Origin of the sequence: Aeromonas sp. R10-2 (genome assembly GCF_040908445.1) — a bacterium.
Classification (GTDB): Bacteria; Pseudomonadota; Gammaproteobacteria; order Enterobacterales; family Aeromonadaceae; genus Aeromonas; species Aeromonas veronii.
Map to the genome: position 1 here is coordinate 1 of NZ_JBFODS010000097.1, position 18,548 is coordinate 18,548.

Annotated in this window: 6 protein-coding genes, 5 tRNA genes, 1 pseudogene and 2 riboswitches; of the genes and pseudogenes, 1 reads left to right on the forward strand and 11 read right to left on the reverse strand. The window is 60.7% G+C overall.

Annotated features, from left to right (window positions below; translation table 11 throughout):
- From AB5Y97_RS18690 to AB5Y97_RS18730, 9 genes and pseudogenes are all read right to left on the reverse strand, one after another.
- Positions 1–1,090, reverse strand: a pseudogene (locus AB5Y97_RS18690) (IS3 family transposase); the annotation flags it as partial.
- A gap of 111 nt (positions 1,091–1,201) precedes the next feature.
- Positions 1,202–1,277 (reverse strand) — tRNA-Ala (locus AB5Y97_RS18695).
- Between the two features lie 33 nt (positions 1,278–1,310).
- Positions 1,311–1,386: transfer RNA gene (locus tag AB5Y97_RS18700), tRNA-Ala, on the reverse strand.
- A gap of 48 nt (positions 1,387–1,434) precedes the next feature.
- A tRNA-Ala gene (locus AB5Y97_RS18705) sits at positions 1,435–1,510 on the reverse strand.
- Between the two features lie 65 nt (positions 1,511–1,575).
- Positions 1,576–1,651, reverse strand: a tRNA-Ala gene (locus AB5Y97_RS18710).
- Positions 1,652–1,679: 28 nt separating this feature from the next.
- Positions 1,680–1,755: transfer RNA gene (locus AB5Y97_RS18715), tRNA-Ala, on the reverse strand.
- A gap of 788 nt (positions 1,756–2,543) precedes the next feature.
- Complete coding sequence (locus AB5Y97_RS18720) at positions 2,544–4,460, reverse strand: glycoside hydrolase family 19 protein (RefSeq protein ID WP_368158712.1); 1,917 nt, start codon at positions 4,458–4,460, stop codon at positions 2,544–2,546.
- 79 nt (positions 4,461–4,539) lie between these two features.
- Entirely contained in the window at positions 4,540–7,521 is a 2,982-nt protein-coding gene (locus AB5Y97_RS18725) for a M66 family metalloprotease (RefSeq protein ID WP_368158714.1), read from the reverse strand.
- 73 nt (positions 7,522–7,594) lie between these two features.
- Positions 7,595–10,207 carry a glycosyl hydrolase family 18 protein gene (locus AB5Y97_RS18730; RefSeq protein ID WP_368158716.1) on the reverse strand — a complete coding sequence of 871 codons (2,613 nt, stop codon included), beginning with the start codon at positions 10,205–10,207 and terminating at the stop codon, positions 7,595–7,597.
- Between the two features lie 99 nt (positions 10,208–10,306).
- Positions 10,307–10,394: riboswitch (cyclic di-GMP riboswitch) on the reverse strand.
- Between the two features lie 315 nt (positions 10,395–10,709).
- On the opposite strand from AB5Y97_RS18730, the gene AB5Y97_RS18735 reads away from it, so the two are divergent.
- Positions 10,710–11,945: a diguanylate cyclase gene (locus AB5Y97_RS18735; protein WP_368158718.1), complete on the forward strand. Its 1,236-nt coding sequence runs from the start codon at positions 10,710–10,712 to the stop codon at positions 11,943–11,945.
- A gap of 127 nt (positions 11,946–12,072) precedes the next feature.
- Here AB5Y97_RS18735 and AB5Y97_RS18740 read toward each other — a convergent pair whose 3' ends face one another.
- Together AB5Y97_RS18740 and AB5Y97_RS18745 are read right to left on the reverse strand one after the other, a co-directional pair.
- Positions 12,073–14,667, reverse strand: coding sequence for a glycosyl hydrolase family 18 protein (locus tag AB5Y97_RS18740; RefSeq protein ID WP_201947559.1), 2,595 nt, complete (start codon positions 14,665–14,667; stop codon positions 12,073–12,075).
- 103 nt (positions 14,668–14,770) lie between these two features.
- Positions 14,771–14,858, reverse strand: a riboswitch (cyclic di-GMP riboswitch).
- A 234-nt stretch (positions 14,859–15,092) separates the two neighbouring features.
- Complete coding sequence (locus tag AB5Y97_RS18745; protein WP_201947561.1) at positions 15,093–18,548, reverse strand: PAS domain-containing hybrid sensor histidine kinase/response regulator; 3,456 nt, start codon at positions 18,546–18,548, stop codon at positions 15,093–15,095.

Genomic DNA, 18,548 nt, shown 5'->3' on the forward strand with positions numbered 1-18,548 from the left:
AATAACTCTCCTTTCAAAATCCCGTTCACCCGCTCCGCCAACGCATTCTGGTAACAGTCATACCCATCCGTCATCGAGCATTTCACCCCGTACCGCTCATGTAGTGACTGATACAGCCCCGAGCAATATTGCACGCCGCGGTCCGAGTGATGGATGAGTTCACCGCCGCCACACCGTTGCTTCAGCGCTTTCTTGAACGCCATCGCCACCGATTCGGCATGCATTCCTTCGTGCACGTGATGGCCCACTATCTTGCGTGAGTACGCATCCGTCACCAGGCTCAGGTACAGCGGCCCGCTCCTGGCTGGCAGATAGGTGATATCTGCGACCCAGACCTGCTCCGGTGCTACCGGCGTAACCTGCTCTGGCCCCGCCTTGAGCAAGTTGGGATGACGGTAGAAACGGTGAAAACTGTGGGTGGTCTTGTGATACGCCCGCTTAGGCTGCACCAGCAAGCGGTGCTCGGCCAATATCTGAAACAGCCTGTCCCGCCCTACCTTGAGCCCGCCATCCTCCTGACCCTGGAGCAGATAATGCAGCTTGCGAGTGCCCACCCGAGGTTGTCGCAGTCGAACCTGACGCACGAAGCGCACCACCTGCAGCCCTTGTGCATGGCGCTCGTCGGCGACCCGATTGCGCTTGTAGTAAGCCTGCCGGCTTATCCCCAGAAACAGGCAAGCCCTGACAATGGTCAGCCTCTCGACTTGCCGCTGCGAGAGGACTTGCCGGGTCGCTTTTTTACGATGGAGACACCGTAGTCATTCTTCAGTACATCGACGACGGCCTCAAAGAACCGGGCCTTCTGACTCATCAGTGCCAGCTGCTGCTCGAGTTCCTTGATGCGCTGTTCGGGCGTCTGGTTGTCGGGGTCAGGCATGGTGATGCTCCTGCCGGCGCGTACAGAAGCCCCCTGGCTCCAATCTTGCCGACCATGTTTACGCAACCATACCAGAACGGTGGAGCGGCCCTGAATGCCATAACGCACCTGAGCCTGTTTGTAGGTGAGCTCGCCTTTTTCAATTTGCTCGACCAGTGCCAGTTTAAAAGTCAGCGAGTAATCGCGCTGTGTCCGTTTCACACCTTGTCCCATCGGGTTCTCCATTTATTGGGGGGAAAGGTGTAAACCATATTCAGGACGGGACAGAGAAAACAAAAAGGCCACCGCGATGCGGTGGCCTTTTTGCTTCTTGTAATAAGAATTTGGTGGAGCTACGCGGGATCGAACCGCGGACCTCTTGCATGCCATGCAAGCGCTCTCCCAGCTGAGCTATAACCCCGATTTGTGTGAATGACTGACGTCACTCTGAATTTGGTGGAGCTACGCGGGATCGAACCGCGGACCTCTTGCATGCCATGCAAGCGCTCTCCCAGCTGAGCTATAACCCCAAATTCGGTACTGAATGAATGGTTCTGGCGGCCATTCATCCTAAATAATGGTGGAGCTACGCGGGATCGAACCGCGGACCTCTTGCATGCCATGCAAGCGCTCTCCCAGCTGAGCTATAACCCCACAAAGGTCGGCTTGGGTGATACACACCGCACTGCCCTGGGTATTCAGTACAACAATCAGGAATCTGGTGGAGCTACGCGGGATCGAACCGCGGACCTCTTGCATGCCATGCAAGCGCTCTCCCAGCTGAGCTATAACCCCTCTGATTCCAGATTGTTCGAGGAGAATTTGGTGGAGCTACGCGGGATCGAACCGCGGACCTCTTGCATGCCATGCAAGCGCTCTCCCAGCTGAGCTATAACCCCAACTCACCTCGGCGCTGACGAAGTTATCTCCGGCAACGGAGGCGCATGATAGGCATCACCCGCTTTGCTGTCAACCCTAAAATAACCGCGACTGATTCGTTTAGTCAAAATTGCAGCAGTTCGCTGTTTTTACCAGCAAGACGCATGCTATCTCTCTGTTTTATGTCACAAATCGGCTCAAGCAGCTATACAGGAGAGGCCGTGCAGCAAGCCTCTTTCCCCGTGCAACGCCCCCGCTCTCAGGCATCTTTTGCAGGCTGATCGTCAGCTTCTCCCCCGTCACCTCGGGAAAGCCTTTCCATAAAGGGCATTGCATTTGAAAACCCTTTCCATGATTTTTGTAAATTTACAACACAGAAAGTTGATCTGGCTCACAAATGACCATAGGATCAAACCGTGACACAGGTCACACACCATAACCATAAATGACAGAGCGATGAGGTAAACCATGTTTGAGAATCTGGCAGTCCTGTTCCACCTGCGCGGTGCAACCACCAAGAACGGCGTTGTAGAGAAAGATGCCTATGCCCCCTCCACCCGTGAATACTACTTCCGCTACGGCAAATAATTGCTGAAAGCCTTTCACGGAAAATGTAATAAAAAAACAACACACATCATCACACAGCCCTCTCGAGGCGCTGTCCTGTCCGGGCCAGATGTTCCACGGCCAAACCTGAACTCCACCAAACAAGAATGGGGCCCGCAGGCCCCATCTTTTATTGCTCCGGATTGTCATTGCACCAGATAGTGCGCTGGCTAATCGGCAAGCCTTGTAACCCTGAAACGGCTCAGAGTTTGATCCAGGCATCGGCCCAAGCCGTACCCTTGCCCGGCTCATAAGCCCAGGCGGCACCGGCACACCAGCCGGTGTAGGGGTGCGGTTTGCACTCGTAGCTGGCACCGCCGTTGCTGACCCGCTCGCCCGCCTTGTAGGGAGTCCCCTCTTTATAGGCCGGATAGTCAGGCGGCGTTACGCCCCCCTCCTCTCCTTTCACCAGCAGGCTATGAGTGGTACTGCGGCTCAGATTACCTTCATCTGTGACCGTCAGTTTGATCTCCAGCCTGGTATCGCTGGCCGGCTTGGGCAGAGTCAACTCCAGAGTGACCTGATCCAGTGCCGAGGCAGAGGCACCTGCCGGAATAGTCCAGGCATAAGTGAGCGGCTTGCCTTCCGGATCGCTGGAGTGCTGGCCGGAGAGGGTCACCTTGCTGCCACCTTCGGCCTGCGCCGGACCGGTGATATTAGCCACCGGCGGCAGGTTGGTGCCACCGCCGTTATCCTCGATCACCACCTCCGGATAGAAGTGCTGAACGCAGCGGCTGTAATCCCCCTCCTTGAAGGCGCTGAAACGGGTCTGGTAACCCACCAGCTTGCACGCGTAACTCTTGCCGCCGTTGGGGTTCTCTGCCACATAGCTCCAGTCCTGCTCCCAGTAGATGGGCAGGGCACCGGCGCCCTTGTCGTCAAACACCTTCATGTTCTTGCAACCCAGCACCTCGTCGGATGGCACCGCCACCCCGAGGTAGTTGGCAAATTCGCGGTAGTAGTTGATGCGATTCTGGGACTGGGCGTGCTCGACCGGGCCACCGCACTCCACCCCACCATTGATGATCTGGGTGGTGACCCCGAAGCCCGGCACCAGACCGTTCTGCTTGTCATGGTCATTCGGCTGCCAGGTGCCATCGATGACATGGAGCATGGAGGGCTTGGGCGGCTGCGGATAGGTATAGAAGAACACCGCACTGGCCAGGTTCAGCCAGGTGTCGGCCACCAGATCGGGACGGTCGAGCAGGGTGCGTACCGTACCGAACATCGCCTCGGAGAAGGGGCCGTAGTTGTAGTTGTAGGAGAGCTGCTTGGCGCCGCGGCCAAAGTAGCTCTTGAACTCGCCATTGTCGAAAGTACCGCACGGCCACTGCTGACCCTGCCACACATCGGGGCGGCACTCGGCGTTGTAACCACCGCGCATGGTCTCATTCCATCCCATCTCGCGCACGTAGACCAGCGCCTGACGCCACTCGGCCTCCGGGCGCCAGTTTTCATGGCCGCCGGTCTCTTGAGCGAAGTGGGCGAACATGGTCGCCAAGGTCTTGCGGCAGATGGCATCGGCATCGCGGCCGTCGCTGTAGTCGCCGCACAGGGCCGGGAACTTGGCCGCTGCCTGCAGCAGGCCGCGATAGGTGTACTCGGGGGCGCGCAGCGGGAAGAGGTAGTTGAACTGGCTCTCGCTCAGCAGGCTTTCGACCCGCTTGACGTTGCCCGGGTTGTCGGCACGGCCCGGCTGCACCGCCTCGACCACCAGATTGTCCCGGGTAGCGATGGAAGCCTTGACCGCTTCCATCGCCGGGAAGTCGGTCAGCGCCTTCTCTTTGGCATCCAACTCGGCCTGGCTCATATAGACGGGGGTGGTGCTGCCATCCGGTGGAGTTGGCGTCGGCGGATTGGGCTTGTCATCGCCGCCGGTGTCCGGCGGGGTCACTTCCCCTTCGCCGACAAGCTTCCACGGGGTATCCCACTCATTGGCGGCCGCCATACCGGGAGTCTGACCCGGGTTGACCCACCACTTGGCCTCGAAAACCTGGCCGTTGTAATTGACCTGGCTGCCGCCCGGATAGGATTTGTTGATGTCGTATGCCTCGGCCGCCCACAGGTGGCCGCTCAGCATCATGCTGGCAAGCAGAAGGGTGATGCGGTTTTTTTTCATTATTGTTGCTCTCTATGGTTTTGTGGCAAAAGGCAGAGCCCGCCTGAACAGGCTCCGCCATCTTCATCATGGACTCAACCTAGGGGCAGTTTGCCGCCCCGACATCCAGCCAGACATCGTGCTTGCCCGGCTCATTGCCTTGAGTCCACCACTTGGCTTTCCACTGACGGCCATTGTGGTTGGTCAGCTCCCCGCCGTTGTAGGCAACGTTAGCGCTCCAGCCCAGCTCAACCTGACTCGCCAGCGCCCACTGATCGGCGGCGCGGCTCGGTTCATTGCCCTGAGTCCAATACTTGGCACGCCATACCAGCTGGTTGTGGCTCACCTTGTCGCCGCCGTTGTAGACCTTACCGGCCTGCCATGCGGGAACATTCGCCGCTTCCGGATCTGTGGTGTTGCAAGAGCCGTCGACCACGGGCTCCAGCGTCAGCACGATGCGCCCTTCGCTCTGATGTACCCCGTCCGAGACGTTCACACTCAGCTCATGCTGCTCGCTGGTGGTGACTGCCGGCGGTAGCAGACGCAGGTTGGCACTGGTCTCGCCGTCCGCCTGCCAGCCCGTCGGGAAGTGCCAGCGGTAGCTCAGCGCATCCCCCTCGGGATCGCTCGCCTCGGCGGTGATGGTCAGCCACTCACCGCCGATGCCGCCGAGCTGCGCCGGTACGGTCACCACCGGAGGCTGGTTCTCCACCACGCCCTGCTCCAGCGGCCGCCCGTTGACGGTAAAGGAGAGCGCCTGCTGCGGTGGCAGCAAGCTCTGCTGTACCAGTGTCTGGCCACGGCACTGGATGGTGGCGCGGCCGGGCTCGCTGGCGGTGGGCAGGTTGATGTGGAACTTGTTCATGACGCTACTGGCCGCTCTGTGATTGGCCAGCCTGAAGCGCTGCAGACCATCGCGGGTCTCCACCTGCAACTGGCAGTCATTGCCGGACAGGGTGTTGCTGTCATCCGGATAGGTGAAGCCGTAGGCGCCGTGCAGAGCCGGATAGATGTAGCTGCGCAGGGCTCCTTGCGGATCGTAATAGCCCACCAGAGTGGTCACCGGCACGCCGAACTGCTCGGGCTTGCGCGCAACCTTGGTATCGATGGGGGAGACCTCCACCCAGCTCTGGCCATCCGAGGTGAAGCTCTTCTTGAAGCCCCTGCTCACCAGGGTCTCCTTGCCGTTGATAAAGAGGTGGCTGTTGTAACCGGCCCCGTGATCGATGGTCAGACTGCGCCCACGGTTGTCCGCAGAGGCAACCGGCACCCGGATATCACGGGTCCAGCGACCATCCCACATGGCGACCCTGACCAAGCCGTAATCCGCCAGCAGGGCACTCAGTCCGGCCTCGCTCAGGGCATCCATGGGGGCATCGACCTTCTCGATCCCCTCGATTGTGTGCTGATAGGGCTCCATCCTGGCCGTAGCACTGTTCCACTTGCTAAAGCCGGTGGCCGAGTTGGCATCGAACACCGCCTTGCTCTCCAGAAAACGCTGGATGATGGCGGCCGAATTGGGGGTATAGAGGGTGAAACGGTTGGCGCCGGAGAGGGGGCGGCCGCCCGCCATCGCATCGTGCCCAAACTTGCGGCCATCGAACGGTGGCTGGCACTGGCCATCCAGACAGGCATCCTCATTGGTGCGGGTCGGCGAGAAGTTGGGGATGAAACGGTGTTTGTCACTGTCCCAGCCCCAGCTGGAGTTGAGCTGATCGGCACTGCGATGAACCGAGCCGCGGAAACCATCCACATAGTGGCCAAGGCCGAAGTTATGGCCCACCTCGTGGCTGAACTCGTTGCCCAGCGAATCATCCAGCGTGACGATGCCACCGCCACCGGAACCTCCGTGCACCTGAACTCCATTGGCATACTTGCCGCGACTGTTGTGCGCCGTCAGCTGGGCCACCACAAAGGGATGGCTTCCCTCCCCTTCACCGGCACTGCTGTTGATGCCGTAGTTGGCATTGTCGATGCCGTGGGAGATAAGCTCCTTGCCGATGCGCTGACGCATGGTGCCGCCATGCCAGCCCCCTTCGCTCGGGTCAAAATCAGTCAGCAATGTTCCGTTGGGCAGCATCACCTCAGGCAGGGAGAGCGGTGCATACTGACTGACAATCATCCGGCTGGCCGGAATGGTCTGGAAGTATTCGCGATGGGCCTCCTTGTCATTGGCAAAGGCAAAGCGATCCCGTGGTGTGGTGAGCATGCCAATGTCGATGGTGTGCAGCAGCAGTTCGCCGGGGGCGCCGACCTTGATGTCACGCAGTTCACCACTGAGATTGCCCTGACGAACGGAGAGGTTCAGTCCGGGCTGGATCCACTCGGCGGGCAGCTCGCCGCTCCAGGTATCCGCTGCATAGGTGATGCGGTTGTTCTCCAGCTCCCCCTCGCGGAACCACTGCCCATTGGCAAACTTGAACTGCAGGGTCTGGCCACGGGAGACGGTCACCTGTCGCTCGCCATAGAAGGCCGTCGAGTTATAACCGGCGCTGGAGCGGACCCGCACCATCTTGCCCTCCAGCTCCGGGCTCACGGGCAGGTAGATATCCCGAACCCAGCGGCCGTCGGCGGTCTGGATCTCCACCAGCGCGCGACCAGTGAGCCGCTCCTTGAGGAAGGCGCCGCTCTTGTCGTTCAGTTTGGCCAAATCAGCACTGCTGCTGATGATGGCAGTGGTGCCGCTCTCCGGGATGAAACTCACTCCCCCGGCAGGAGCTCCCGCGAGGTGGTAGACAGTCTCTGGCAGCGCCGATGGCGGCGACAAGGTCAGGGTGCCAAGCAGCTTGCCACTGCCGTCACGAGCCTCCACCGTCATGGGAGTCACCCCATCGGCCTGGAGCGGTTGCACCAGCAGCAAGCTCTTGCGCAGGCTGGTCAGGATGGGTTGGCGATCCCCCTCCTTGGGATGGGATGGCAGGATCTGGCTCTGGGCAAACTGCACTCTGGCAGCCAGGCTGCCCGCCAGATCGCTTTGCGGGGTCGTGTCATTGAATATCAGGGGCGAGGTGGCGGCAGACAGGGGGCCAGCCGCCAGGGTTGCCATGATGAGGGCAGCGATTCGGGTCACATTTGTGGTCATTGTCGGGTTCTCATTCATATTGCTACCGGGAATGAGGGGCATGTCGCCATGCCCCGTCATCGGTGAGGAGGCCTCAGTTACAACTTGCTGCCCCGATATCCAGCCAGACATCGTGCTTGCCCGGCTCATTGCCTTGAGTCCACCACTTGGCCTTCCACTGACGGCCGTTGTGGTTGGTGAGATCCCCGCCGTTGTAGGCAACGGCTGCGTTCCAACCCAGATCAACCTGACTCACCAGCGCCCACTGATCGGCGGCGCGGCTCGGCTCATTACCCTGAGTCCAGTACTTGGCCTGCCATACCAGCTGGTTATGGCTCACCTTGTCACCGCCGTTGTAGACCTTGCTGGCCTGCCATGCGGGAACGTTGGCCGCTTCCGGATCTGTGGTGCTGCAAGAGCCCCCCTCACCGCCTTCGTTGACTGGCGTGACGGTGAGGCGGGTTGCCGCGTTGGCGTCGAGTGCGCCATCGGAGACGGTCACAGAGAGGTCATAACCGGTTTCGACATCCACCGCCGGGCCGGTGACCACCAGGGTGGCGCTGTTCTGGCCGGTCGCCGTGATACCGGCAGGCACTTGCCACTGGTAGATCAGCTCGTCGCCATTGGGGTCGGATGCCTTGGCAGTGATGGTCACCTGCTTGCCCTCTTCCACCTTGACGCTGGCAGGCAATGTGACCACTGGTGGCAGGTTGGGCTGCGGCGCCTTGTTGGTCACCACTACCTGATCCCTGGCGGTCAGTTGATGGTCATCGGTCACCGTCAGCTCGAACACCAGATTGATGTCGGCGGACACGGCATCGAGTACAACCCGGGCCTTGGCCTGAGTGACATCAAGCAGAGCGGCCTGCGGGCCGGAGACCTGCTTCCAGCTATAGGTGAGGGTGCCATTTTCCGGGTCGTGGGAGGCGGAGCCGTTCAGCGTCACCTCGGTCGGGCCGGTGACACTCAGATCGCTGCCCGCATTGGCAACCGGCGGCTTGTTGGCTGGCGGAGTGACCCCTTCACCGTGACCGAGACCTTCATGCATGGCGTTAAGGATGTCGCCGTTGTCGGCATCGATCTCCCAGGAGAAGAGCCCGCCCAGCTTGTTGGCCAGCACGTATTGGCCTTTCGCCTTGACCGAGCGCTCGTCGTCATAGGTGATCAGCTCGCCGGTGGAAGGCTTGAACAGGGTGGCTGCTTCGGCAGTCTCGTCGTAGTTGTACTCCCAGCCTGCGCCCATATGGCTGTTGACGATGTGGCGATAATCCAGCACGCCATCTTCCCAGGTGCCTTTGATCTTGCCGGTGGCGGTGCCGGTGAAGGGATCGTTGCCCTGATAGCCGCTCACCCCTTTCCAGCCGCGACCGTAGGCGGCGGCACCGATCACCAGCTTCTCGGAGTCGACCCCCTGCGCCAGCAACTGCTGAACCGCTGCATCAGTGTTGTAGCGCTTGTTGGCCGAGCCGTTGGTGGCCTGATAGAGGTTGGCCTGATGACCCAGGGAGGTATTGCTCCAGGCACCGTTGTAGTCGTAACTCATCACGAAGAGGTGGTCCATGTACTGCTGGGCAGCCTTGTAATCCACATCCTCAATCTTGTCGTAACCGGCCCCGATGGCGGAGGTGAGCTGATAGGTGCGACCGGTCTCGGCCTCCAGCTCGTCGAGCATGGCGCGCAGATCCTTCATGATCAGCACATAGGTTTCCCCATCTTTGGTCTTGTCCCCCAGATTGGGGTTGGCACCGTCCCCGCCCGGGAACTCATAGTCGATATCGACGCCGTCGAAGAACTTCCAGGTCTGCAGGAACTCTTTGACCGAGGCGACGAACACGTCACGCTTGACCTTGTCATGCATGAAGAAGAAGGGGTCGGAGAGGGTCCAGCCACCGACGGAGGGGAGGATCTTCAGGTCCGGATAGGCCTGTTTGAGGGCCATCAGGTTGCCAAAGTTGCCCTTGTAGGGCTCATCCCAGGCGACCAGTGACCCCTGCCCTTTTTGCAGCGCGGCCCAGGGATCGTGAATAGCGACCTGGAAATCCTTGCGCCCGGCGCAGGCACGTTGCAGCGCCTGGAAGCTGCCAGAAATCTCTTTGAGGCTGTCGTTGAGGCCATCACCGCCACAGATCGGGGTGAAGCCATAGAGGATATGGGTCAGGTTCTGGGCCGGCAGCTTGTCCACGGTGAAGTTGCGATCATAGACCCCCCACTCCACATAGTAGGTGCCGACCACCTTGCCGGACTTGTTGACGTAAGGCTTGTTGTGCTCCTGCAGAGCTGGCTTGAGCGGCGCAAGGTGGCTGCCGTCGGTATCGGCGACCACGATCTCCTTGGCATCAGACAGGGTGCAGCCATCGCCGTTGCACAGCGCGACCTGCATCTGATAGCGCCCCCCCTTGTGCACCTTGAAGGTGGCGGTACCCGCGGCGGAAGAGGGACCGGACCAGACTTCCTTGCCATCCAGCAGCACCTTGGCACTCTGGCCAATATCGCCGTTCCAGAGATTCCAGGTGACGGTCACATCGGCGCCATCCTTCACCTTGACCAGCTCGTTATAAGCGGTCGCGGACTGGTTGACTTCGACGATGGCAAACTTGGTGGGGCCCCAACCGATGGCGGGTTTGCCGGGAGCCGCCGCATAAGCGGCGGAGGAGGCGAGCAGGGTACCGACCATCATAGCCAGCAGTGCAGGTTTTGGACTTAGCATATTGCTTTCCTTTTCGTTATTGGAAAAACGAAAGGGCAACGCAACACGACAGGTGACACAAAAACGGCCACCCCTTGGCAAAGGCAGCCTGCATTCTACTGTGGTGGCCCCGCTATCCTAGGTCGTCTTGACCCTTAGACCGGAAGCTTTGCGTCCCGACTTTTCAATCGGTTTGCCCTTGTCACAACGTTATTTCTGGCGATAAATAATCGCCGATTGACTGTAGGGTAATTCTGATAAGTAAGCAAATCGGACCATTGCCAGCCCACCAGTTACCAACCCCGACAATTACCCACTTTCAAGAAATTAATGTTTAAAAAACAGCCGGATATGCAGACATAATCTCATCACCTCCAACCAGATACCTCACACCATTTTTTTGATCTGCATCACACCAAATTGAGAAAAATCAATGAGTAAGAACAATATGCGACAAAAGACCCATCTGTATCGCAACTAATGAATTTATAATCGCCGCTTTGCATGGCCAGCAGGTGTCTTCATGCCCAGCGAATTGCCCTCACGCACCCGGTTATCCAGATACGACAAATTTGTTCGTTTGACGATTTATGCCTTGCCACTGGCCGGGATGATCTGGCTTATCAACAGCCTCAATGGCTGGCAAAGGGCGCCGCTTGCCAGCACCTTGCTAGTCCAGAGCTACCTTATCTGCACCTTCTGGCTCTATCGCCACTACCGCTACCATCTGCACCGCCAGTGGCAGCATCTGAGTGAGGCGCTCAAGATCAACGAAACCACCGCCGAACTGGCCCGCAACTCGGCGCAATACCAGACCGAAGAGGCCTTTCTGGAGGATCTGCTCAGACGAGCCGTGATGTTGATCCCGGGAGCCGAGATGGGCTGCCTGATCAAGCTGCTGCCGGGCACAGGCATGTTGAGATATGAAGCGGCCATCGGCATGGATCTGGTGAAACTGCGGCGGATCAATCTGCCGCTGGAGCACACCTTTCAGTACAAGCTGACTCAGGGGCGTTGCAACAAAACCTTGCTGATCAACGACCTGTCGAAGATAAATGCCACCATGCCCCTGTCCGAACAGGACAGAGAGCTGCTGGTCAACTGCACCGACCTACCCATCCAGGCTACGCTGGCGACCCCGATCCATATCGATGGTCAGCTCTACGGCATGATCAATATGGACAGCAGCAAACGTAATGCCTTTACCCGCTACGACAGCCACCTGATGGCGATTCTGGCGCGGGATATTCGCCACGCCATCACCATCTATCAGCAATCCCGTCGCATCTATCAGCTGGCCAATACCGACCAGCTGACCGGACTCGCCAATCGCCAGCAATTCGAACTCGCTCTGCAGGGGCAGCCGGAAGGCACCCTGCTGCTGATCGACATGGATAATCTCAAACAGCTCAATGACAGCAGTGGCCATTTGGCCGGTGATCAGGCCCTGCGCCTTATCGCAGACGGCATACGCCAGCACTTCGGTCAGGGGGGGATTGCCGCCCGCTTCGGCGGGGATGAGTTTGTGCTGCTCACCACTCTGACACCGACCGAACTGCAACAGGCGATGGCCAGGCTGACGACCATGCTGGCCAGCGCCTCCCCCACTATCTCGTGCAGCATGGGGATGGCCCCCTATCGCGGCGACTTTGCCGCCGCGTTTGCCAGAGCCGATGCCGACATGTATCAACACAAGCGGCACCACAAGGAGCTGCGTGTGGCACAGATGCCAGCTATCGGGGAGAGCATTAATCACTAGGCAAGAGTGAGCACTTTGCAGGGACACGAGAGAAGCTGGGGGAAACCAGTTGGCAGACCCGCCAGAATGTGGCGAAGCGGGGAGAAAAAATGGGGCATGACCGGCATGCCCCGCCACCATTCAATGCTTATTTACAGCTGGCGACTCCCACATCCTGCCAGACGTCGTGTTTGCCGGGCTCATTGCCCCTGGTCCAGTACTGCGCCTTCCACTGACGGCCGTTATGGGTGGTGAGCTCGCCACCGTTGTAGGCCACATTGGCATCCCAACCCAGTTGCACCTTGCTCACCAGCAGCCACTGATCCGCGGTGCGGCTCGGCTCGTTGCCCTGGGTCCAGTACTTGGCCTGCCATACCAGCTGGTTGTGGCTCACCTTGTCGCCGCTGTTATAGGTGCTGGCCGCTTTCCAGACTGGCCAGTTGGCCGCATCCGGATCGGTCGCCGTGCAACCACCGCCGCTGCTGGCCGGTTTGACCGTCAGACGGGTTGCCGCGCTGGCATCCAGCCCGCCGTCGGAGACGGTGACGCTCAGGTCATAGCCGGTGTCGCTGGTGACGTTCGGGCCAGTCACCACCAGGGTGGCGCTGTTCTGGCCCGTTGCGGTGATGCCTGCCGGCACGCTCCACTGATAGGTCAACGGATCACCATTCGGATCAGAGGCGGTCGCCTTGATGGTCACCTGCTTGCCCGCCTCCACAGAGGCCGTGGCAGGTACACTCACCACCGGCGCCAGATTGGCCTGCGGCGCCTTGTTGGTCACCACCACCTGATCCTTGGCACTCAACAGCTGGTCATCGGTCACCGTCAGCTCGAACACAAGATTGATGTCGGCAGTCACAGCATCCAGCACCACGCGGGCCTTGGCCTGAGTGGCATCGAGCAGGGCAGCCTGCGGGCCGGAGATCTGCTTCCAGCTGTAGCTGAGCGCGCTGTTTTCCGGATCGTGGGAGGCCGACCCATCCAGCGTCACCTCGGTCGGGCCGGTCACCTTGAAGTCACTGCCCGCGTTGGCCAGCGGCGGCTTGTTGGCTGGTGGAGTCGTCCCCTCGCCGTGGCCCAACCCCTCGTGCATGGCGTTGAGGATGTCGCCGTTGTCGGCATCGATCTCCCAGGAGAAGAGGCCACCGAGCTTGTTGGCCAGCACATACTGCCCCTTGGCCTTGACCGAGCGATCGTTGTCATAGGTGATGAGATCGCCGGTCGCCGCCTTGAACAGATAGGGCGCCTCGGCCACTTCGTCGTAGCCCTTCTCCCAGCCCGCCCCCATCCGGTTGTTGACGATGTCGCGGTAATCCACCACCCCGTCCTCCCAGGTGCCTTTCACCTTGCCGGTCGCCTTGCCGGTGAAGGGGTTGTTGCCCTGATAACCGCTCACCCCGGTCCAGCCACGGCCATACATGGCGGCCCCGACCACCAGCTTGCCCGGTTCAACCCCCTGCGCCAGCAGCTGATTCACCGCCTTGTCGGTGGTGTACTTGGTAGCGGGATCCCAGCTCGCCGCATAAAGGTTGGTCTGGTGGCCCAGCTCGGTGTTGCTCCAGGCACCGTTGTAGTCGTAGGTCATCATGAAGATGTGGTCCATGTAGGGCTGGGCCGCCTTGTAGTCCACATCCTGGATCTTGTCGCCCCCCGCACCAATGGCGGAAGTGAGCTCATACTGGCGACCGGTCTCGGCCTCCAGCTCGTCGAGCATGGCCCGCAGCTCCTTCATCAGGGCCACATAGGTGGCACCATCACTCGGGCTGCCCAGTTTCGGGTTGGCGCCCTGTCCGCCCGGGTACTCCCAGTCGATATCCACACCATCGAAGAACTTCCAGGTCTGCAGGAACTCTTTCACCGAGCCGACGAACACATCGCGCTTGGTTTTGTCACCGAGGAAATAGAAGGGATCGGAGAGGGTCCAGCCGCCGACCGAGGGGAGGATCTTGAGGTTCGGATAGGCCTGCTTGAGCGCCATCAGGGCGCCAAAGTTGCCCTTGTAGGGCTCGTCATGGGCAGTGAGGCTGCCTTGCGGCATCTGGATGGCGGCCCAGGGATCGTGCATCGCCACCTTGAAGTCGGCGCGACCGGCACACGCCCGCTGCAGCGCCTGGAAGCTCCCTTCGATCTCCTTGAGGCTGTCGTTGAGGCCATCCCCGCCGCAGATGGGGGTGAAACCATAGAGGATATGGGTCAGGTTCTGGGCCGGGATCTTGTCGACCGTAAACTTGCGGCCATAGACGCCCCACTCCACATAGTAAGTCCCCACCACCTTGCCGGACTTGTTGGCGTAGGGCTTGTTGTTCTCCTGCAGCGGCGCCTTGAGTGGCGCCAGATGGCTGCCGTCGGTATCGGCGACCACGATCTCCTTGGCATCAGAGAGGGTACAGCCATCGGCGTTGCACAACGCCACCTGCATCTGGTAGCGCCCCCCTTTCTTCACCTTGAATTTGGCGCTGCCCGCTGCGGTCGAGGGGCCGGACCACACCTCCTGACCATTGAGCAGCACCTTGGCACTCTGGCCCAGATCGCCGCTCCAGAGGTTCCAGTTCACCTCCACATCGGCGGCATCCTTTACCTTGACCAGATTGTTGTAGGCAGTGGCCGCCTGATCGACTTCAACGATGGAAAACTTGGTGGGGCCCCATCCGATGGTGGGCTTGCCGGGCGCCGCAGCATAAGCGGACGAGGCGCAGCACAGACCGACCGCGAGGGCCAGCATGGTAGGCTTTGGACTTAGCATTTTTTATATTTCCCTATTTCGTTATGTTGGCAACGAAAAGGGCTACGCCCTGACAGGTAACGCAGACGGCAGTGCGGCCTCTTGGCAAAGGTGCACAACAACCTGTGGTGGCCCCGCTATCTCAAGTACGGCTCATCCCTGGACCGGAAGCTTTGCGTCCCGATCTTGCGATCGGTTTGCCCTTCGGTTACTTCATTTGCGATGCAAAAAATCGCATCCCGACTATAGAGTGAGCCAATCCGGTCTGCCACTGTCGGCGTTCAACGACAGTGGCAAGCCAATACTGTAACTGGCGGCGATTGCGCAGGAAGATGAAGAGATCTTCGCCAATAAATCTCTGTTTTCGGCATTCATCCATGACCACGGGCCACAGGATCATTGCGCGGTTTTGTGAGCCGGTTCACGGCTAGCCGCCCCGGATGCGGCTAGCGCAGCAGCAGACTGTTCATCAGGGCGCGCAGTTTGAGTGGTTTGACCGGTTTGCTGATGTAGCCATACCCCCGCTCGCGGATCTGCGCCTGCAACTCGCTCTTGCGATCGGCACTGATGATGATGCCTCCCAGCTCGTCGCCACACACCCGTTGCAGGACAGCGAGCGCCTCCAACCCGGTCTTGCCATCGTCGAGGTGGTAATCGGAGAGCACTAGCCGTGGCACAAACCCATCTGCTATCAGCGCCTCGGCTTCGGCCAGATCGACGGCGCAGCGCACCTCGCAGCCCCAGCGGCCGAGCAGGGTGCTCATGGCGGTCAGAATGTCCCGCTCATTGTCGATGCAGAGCACGGCTACCCCCTCCAGCTGGCTGTCGCGCGCCACCGGCGCTGCCAGCTGATGGGCCGTGACCGGCCGGGTCGCCAGATTGAGGGTCACCGCAAAGACCGACCCCTTGCCCGGCCAGCTTTGTAATGTGAGCTGATGACCGAGCACCTGCGAGATGCCGCGGGCGATGGCAAGCCCCAGACCCAGCCCCTGCTCCTTGGCGGTGCGGGAGTGATCGAGGCGGGAAAACTCGTCGAAGATCGCCTCCTGCTTGTCTTGCGGGATGCCGGGGCCGTTGTCCCATACCTCGATACGGATCTTCTCCCCCATCCGGCGGCAACCAAGCAGCACCCGGCCGCCCGGGTTGTAGCGAAACGCATTGGTGAGGAAGTTCTGCAGTACCCGACGCAGCAGCCGCACATCGCTGTGTACCGCATGCTTGCTCTCCACCACCGAGAAGTGGATCCCCCCCGCCTGCGCCAGCACGCCAAACTCCGCCTTGAGGTTGTCGAGCAGATCGCGCAGGGCAAAGTCGAGCTTCTTGGCCTTGAACTTGCCCGCTTCGAGCCGCGAGATATCGAGCAGATCGGTGATGAGATCCTCGGTCGCCCCCAGCGCATCGTCGATATGGCGGGCGATGCGCGCCTGCTCGCCAGCATCGGGCAACATCTCCAGCAGGGAGGAGGTAAAGAGCTTGGCCGCATTGAGGGGCTGTGTCAGATCGTGGCTGACCGCCGCCAGAAAACGGCTCTTGGATTGATTGGCCCGCTCCACCTGCTGGTTCACCAGCAGCAGCTGGCGGTTGAGTTCGGAGAGCTCGCGGGTGCGCTCGGCCACCCGAGCCTCCAGATGCTCGTTCGCTTCGCGCAGCACCCGCTCCGCATCGCGAAACGGAGTGATGTCGGTAAAGGTCATGACAAAACCACCGGCGGGCATGGGGTTGCCCTGCATCTCGATCACCCGCCCGTCCGGGCGCTCCCGCGCCGAGATATGGGCGCTGCCGCGCTTCATAAAGGCAACCCGCCGCGCCACGTGATCCTCGATATCACCGGGGCCACAGAGTCCCTGCTGGGCGTTGTAGCGGATGATCTCCTCAATGGGGCGCCCTGCCTGAATAAGCCCCGGCGGATAGTGGAACAGCTCGATGTAACGGCGGTTCCAGGCCACCAGCCGAAGTTCCCTGTCCACCACCGATATCCCCTGCCCGATATGCTCGATCGCCCCCTGCAGCAGGCCGCGGTTGAAGCGAAACACGTCGGAGGCCTCATCGACTATGGTGGCGATCTCCTCGAGCTGCATGTTGCGCCCCTGCAGGGCAGAGGCGAGCACCAGCCGCGCCGACGAAGTGCCAAATACCCCCGCCAGCAGCCGCTCGGTGTGGGCAATCAGTTCGGCCGAAGCCTGCATCTGGGGCGCCAGGGTGCCGCCCCGCTCACCGGCGAAACGACCAAAGGCGCGTTTGACCCGGCTTGAACCGACGAAGCGGGCCGCCAGCATCTCCAGCTCCTTGACCGAGACCCGCGCCTGATAGAGGGCGGCGGTATCGCGGCTCGGCTTGCCGACAAAGTTCGCGGCCTGCAGCCGCTCGCTCACCGCCGGACGGGAGAGCAGGGAACCGGCCACATAGCCAAGCAGGTTGAAGAGCAGGCTCAGGAAGATGCACCAGGCCCCGAGACTCAGCTCGCGAAACGCGGGCCAGTCCGGCGGCGCCAGCAGCTCGGCCAGCGGTGAACCGGCCAGCAGCCCGCTCTCCACCAGCAGAGTCACGAACCAGAGGCTCACCCCAAGGAAGAGACCGAGATAAACCCCCTTGCGATTGCCGTGACGCCAGTAGAGGCCGAGCAGCAGGGCCGGTGCAAACTGGGCCACTGCACCAAAGGAGAGATAGCCGATGCGCGACAAGCTGGTGAGATCGCCGAGCCAGAGGTAGAGCCCCCAGGCCGCCAGCAAGATCAGCAGGATGGCGCCACGGCGCACCTGCAACAGCAGCCTTACCAGCCGCTCGTCGCGCCCCTGCCGCCAGAAGCGGCGCAGCAGCACCGGCAGCACCAGATCGTTGCTCACCATGATCGCCAACGCGATGGTGCAGACGATCACCATGCCGGTGGCCGCCGAGGTGCCGCCGAGAAACGCCAGCATCGCCATGCCATCAAACCCGAGGGCCATCGGCAGACTAATCACATAGGTGTCGGAGGCCATATCGGCACCCACCCACTGTTTGCCCGCCAGTGCCAGCGGCCAGATGAAGAGCCCCATCACAAACAGGTAGAGCGGGAAGATCCAGCGCGCCCAGTGCAGATCCTGCCCCTGATTGTTCTCCACCACAGTCACATGAAACTGGCGCGGCAGGCAGATGACGGCGCACATAGCCAGCACCGTGTAGATGGCAAGCTCCAGCAGGTTGCCGGGGCTCACCGCCACCACCTGCGCAAAGAAGTCGCGGGTCACCTGCTCGTGAGCTTCGCCGGGTTTGCTCAAGATCAGCCAGAGGGCGAAGCCCCCCACCGCGATAAAGGCCAGCAATTTGACCACCGACTCGAAAGCGATGGCCACCACCATCCCCCTGTGGTGCTCGGTGGCATCGAGATGGCGGGTACCGAACAGGATGCTGAACAGCGCCAGCAGCAGAGTAACCCCGAGCGCCAACTCGCTGGTATTGCTGGTCGGACTGATGCCGCCGCTGTTGACCATCAGCAGATCCAGCCCGGTGACGATGGCTTTGAGCTGCAACACCAGATAAGGGAGGATCCCCATGATGGCGATGAGGGCGATCACCATGGCGAGCCGCTGGGATTTGCCGTAACGAGCGGCGATAAAGTCGGCGATGGAGGTGATGTGCTCGCGCTTGGCCACCAGAATAAGGCGGGCCAGCAGCCGCCAGCCAAAAAGGAAGACCAGCATGGGGCCAAGGTAGATGGGCACCGGCGACCAGGGGGATTCACTCGCCTGCCCCACGGTGCCGAAGAAGGTCCAGGAGGTGCAGTAGACTGCCAGCGACAGGCTGTAGAGCAGCGGTTGCCCCTTGAGACGGTGCCGTTTGTGCTTGTCTGCCACGAAGGCGATCAGAAACAGCAGCCCCAGATAGGTGAGCGACAATCCGATCAGCAGCCATCCCTGGTGCAT

Bases quoted from the DNA above. Each gene is read 5' to 3' on its own strand.
- AB5Y97_RS18720 (WP_368158712.1), bottom strand. From the start codon at position 4,460: ATGAAAAAAAACCGCATCACCCTTCTGCTTGCCAGCATGATGCTGAGC.
- AB5Y97_RS18725 (WP_368158714.1), bottom strand. From the start codon at position 7,521: ATGACCACAAATGTGACCCGAATCGCTGCCCTCATCATGGCAACCCTG.
- AB5Y97_RS18730 (WP_368158716.1), bottom strand. From the start codon at position 10,207: ATGCTAAGTCCAAAACCTGCACTGCTGGCTATGATGGTCGGTACCCTG.
- AB5Y97_RS18735 (WP_368158718.1), top strand. From the start codon at position 10,710: ATGCCCAGCGAATTGCCCTCACGCACCCGGTTATCCAGATACGACAAA.
- AB5Y97_RS18740 (WP_201947559.1), bottom strand. From the start codon at position 14,667: ATGCTAAGTCCAAAGCCTACCATGCTGGCCCTCGCGGTCGGTCTGTGC.
- AB5Y97_RS18745 (WP_201947561.1), bottom strand. From the start codon at position 18,548: ATGCACCAGGGATGGCTGCTGATCGGATTGTCGCTCACCTATCTGGGG.